Source organism: Saccharomonospora xinjiangensis XJ-54, from assembly GCF_000258175.1.
Taxonomy (GTDB): Bacteria; Actinomycetota; Actinomycetes; order Mycobacteriales; family Pseudonocardiaceae; genus Saccharomonospora; species Saccharomonospora xinjiangensis.
Genome location: NZ_JH636049.1, coordinates 1 through 3,277, shown reverse-complemented (window position 1 = coordinate 3,277; position 3,277 = coordinate 1). Strand labels below are relative to the sequence as shown.

The window sequence follows — 3,277 nt, the reverse complement described above, 5'->3', positions numbered from 1 at the left end:
GCCCTCCGCGTCGTGCTCGGCCCCGCGGAGCCCGACGGCACGCGGACCGTGGAGGTGACATCGCGGCCCGCCGACGCCGCGGAGGGCCGCCCCTGGTCGCGCCACGCCACAGGAACCTGCACGCCGCTGAGGACAGAGCCGGACTTCGACCTCTCCGCGTGGCCTCCCGCAGGGGCGCGCCGCCTGCCGTCGGAGGACTACTACGCCGCCATGGACGCCGCGGGATACACCTACGGCCCGGCGTTTTCGAGCCTGAAGGCGGTGTGGGCGCGCGGCGACGAGGTGTTCGCCGAGGTCGAGCTGCCCGAATCGGCGTCGGCCGACGCCACCCGCTACGGCGTCCACCCCGCGCTGCTCGACTCGGCTCTGCATGCCATGGGGTTCGCGCCCTGGATGAACGGCGGGGGGAATCTGCTGCCGTTCGCCTGGACGGGACTGTCCGTGCACGCGCCGGGTGCGGGCGCCAGGGCCAGGGCGCGGCTGACGAAGGCCGGTGCCTCCGGTGTCGCGTTGCAGCTCGCCGACGGCGACGGCAAACCCGTGGCCGAACTCCAGTCGCTGGTGCTGCGGTCGGCCACCGGTGAACGCCCCGACCTGGTGCGGGACTGCCTGTACACAGTGGACTGGGTGCCGATTCCCGAACCCGGCACGCCCAGCGCGGCGACGTGGTCGCTGCTGGGCCCCGACCACGCCGGTTTCGCCTCGGCCGTCACCCCGGCCGAACGCGGCACCTACGCCGTGCTGTCCCTGCGCGGGCCTGACCTTCCGGTGACGACCACCGGCCTTGTTCCCGCCGCCCACGAGGCCACCGGCGCGCTGCTCGACACCGTCCGCGACTGGCTCGCCGACCCCGCCAACCGGGGACGGCGCCTCGTCGTGCTCACCCGGGGCGCCGTGGCGGCCGAACCGGGGGAGCGGCTCACCGACCTGGTGACCGCCCCCGTCTGGGGCCTGCTGCGCACGGCGCAGGCGGAACATCAGCGCAGGCTCGTCCTCGTCGATCTCGACCCGCACACCCCGGTGCGGGACCTGCCCGACCTGATCACCTCCGCCGTGTCGGCCGACGAGTTCCATGTCGCCGTGCGCGGCGGGAAGGTGCTCGTGCCGAGGCTGACCCGCACGGCGGCCACACCGATACTGCCGGTGCCCGCCACCCCGGCGTGGCGGCTCGACACCACGGAACCCGGGACGCTGGACGGCGTCGCGCTGGTACCGGCGCCGGACGCCCTGCGCCCGCTCGCCGAAGGTCAGGTGCGCGTCGCGGTGCGTGCCGCCGCGCTCAACTTCCGCGACGTGCTCGGCGCGCTCGGGCTGTATCCGGGCGAGGTGGTGCTCGGTGCCGAGGGCGCAGGCGTGATCACCGAGGTCGGCCCCGGCGTCGGCGACCTCACCGTGGGCCAGCGGGTGTTCGGTCTCCTTCCCGGCGGCATCGGCCCGGTGTGCGTCACCGACGCGCGGACCGTGCGGCCCATACCGGAGAACTGGTCCTACACCGAGGCGGCCTCGGCGGCCGTGGCCTACCTGACCGCCTACCACGGGCTCGTGGACATCGCCGGGCTCAGGGCGGGCGAGTCGGTGCTCGTGCACGCTGCGGCAGGCGGGGTCGGCAGTGCCGCGGTGCGGCTCGCGCGGCATCTCGGGGCCACCGTGTTCGCCACGGCGAGCCCCGCCAAACACGCGGAGCTGCGGGCGATGGGGCTGCCGCCCTCCTCGATCGCCTCGTCCCGCGACACCGGCTACGCCGAGTCGTTCGGCGGTGGAATCGACGTGGTGCTGAACTCGCTGACCGGCGACCACATCGACACGTCGCTGCGCCTGCTTCGGCAGGGCGGGCGCTTCGCCGAACTGGGCAAGACCGATCTCAGGACCGCCGCCGACGTCGCGCGCGTCCGTGGCGACGTCTCCTACCGGGCGTTCGACCTCGTCGAGGCGGGACCGCAGCGCATCGGCGCGATGCTCGACGTGCTCCTTCCGCTGTTCCGTGACGGGACGCTGCCCCCGCTCGCCCGCACCGTGCTCGACGTGCGCAGGGCCAAGGACGCGATGCGGGCGATGAGCAGGGGCGAGCACGTCGGCCGGATCGTGCTCACCATGCCGAGGACGTTCACCCCCGGCGGCACCGTGCTCGTCGCCGGTGGCACCGGCACGATCGGGTCGGCCGTCGCCCGCACACTGGTGACCACGCACGGCGTGCGGCACCTGCTGCTGGCGTCGCGCCGGGGTGAGGACGCGCCGACAGCGGCGGCGCTCACCGCCGAGCTGACCGCGCTCGGAGCGAGTGTGCGGATCGCCCGCTGCGACATGACCGACCGCGACCAGGTCGCCGCGCTGCTGGCCGGTATCCCCGCCGAGCACCCGCTCACCGGCGTGGTGCAACTCGTCGGCGCACTCGACGACGGCATGCTCGGCGGTCAGACCCGTGCGCGGCTCGCGCCGGTCCTGCGGGCCAAGCTCGACGCCGCCGTGGTGCTCCACGAGCTGACCAGGGACGCCGATCCCGACGTGTTCGTGCTGTTCTCCGGGGCAGCCGGGGTGCTCGGCAATCCGGGCCAGGCCAACTACGCCGCGGCCAACGCGTTCCTCGACGCGTTCGCCCGCCGCCGCCGGTGGGAGGGCCTTTCCGGGCTGTCCGTCGCGTTCGGACTGTGGGCGAGCGTCAGCGACCTCACCCGCGACCTCGACGAACAGGCCGCGGCCAGGATGGCGAGGGCAGGCTTCCGCATGCTCTCCGACGAGGAGGGCATGGCCCTGTTCGACGCCGCCGTGACCGGGCCCGACGACCTCGCGGTGCCGATGAAACTCGACATCCCGGCCATGCGGACCGGCCCGGTGCATCCGCTGATGCGCGGGCTCACCGGCGAGGACCCCGTGCCCGCGCGGGCACCGGAGCCCGCGCCAGCCACGGCCCCGGCCGACGCACCGGCGGATTCCACTCCGGAGTCGCTCATCGACCGGCTGGCCGCCGTCGAACCGCCACGGCGCATCGGCGTGCTGCTCGCCGAGATCGCCTCGCACGTCGCGGCGATCCTGCCCGGATTCGAGGCCGGGGACGTGGACGCCGACACCGGATTCGCCGAACTCGGGTTCGATTCGCTGGCCGCCGTGGAGCTGCGCAACCGGCTCGACAATGCCACCGGGCTGCGCCTTCCCGTCACACTGGTCTTCGACCAGGCGACGGCAGGGGCGCTCGCGCACCACCTGCTGGGCCTGCTCACCGACCGACTTCCGGCCACCGCGACGACGTCGGCTGCCGGTGCCACGGACGCCGGGGCGGATT

At 74.3% G+C, this 3,277-nt stretch carries 1 protein-coding gene; it reads left to right on the top strand.

Features of this window, described 5'->3' with window-relative positions:
* A partial coding sequence (locus SACXIDRAFT_RS23145) for an SDR family NAD(P)-dependent oxidoreductase (protein WP_006236379.1) occupies positions 1 to 3,277 on the top strand: 3,277 nt, incomplete at both ends.